This is a genomic window from Priestia sp. SIMBA_032 (assembly GCF_046535215.1).
Taxonomy (GTDB): domain Bacteria; phylum Bacillota; class Bacilli; order Bacillales; family Bacillaceae_H; genus Priestia; species Priestia aryabhattai.
Genome location: NZ_JAWRXD010001287.1, coordinates 1 through 247 on the forward strand (window position 1 = coordinate 1; position 247 = coordinate 247).

The following is a 247-nucleotide window of genomic DNA, read 5'->3' on the forward strand; positions in this document are numbered from 1 at the left end:
GAAGTTGGGGGTCGTGACACCGTCGGTGAACACCGTCGTGCAGCCCGAATACGACGACATGCGGCCGACCGGTGTCACCAACCACATCGGACGCATCCACATCCCCGACCGGATCACCAACAATGACGACGACTTCGAATTGTTGGTGCGCGACATCGATCGCGGCCTCGACGACGCCGTCGAGCGGGTGCTGACCTGCGAACCGGACTGCATCGTCCTCGGCGTATCCATCGAGGCCGTATACGGT

Annotated in this window: 1 protein-coding gene; it reads left to right on the forward strand. The window is 62.3% G+C overall.

Going from position 1 to position 247, the window contains the following annotated elements; all coding sequences use genetic code 11:
- Positions 1 to 25: 25 nt before the first annotated feature.
- A partial coding sequence (locus SB717_RS38475) for a hypothetical protein (protein ID WP_410908476.1) occupies positions 26 to 247 on the forward strand: 222 nt, incomplete at its 3' end.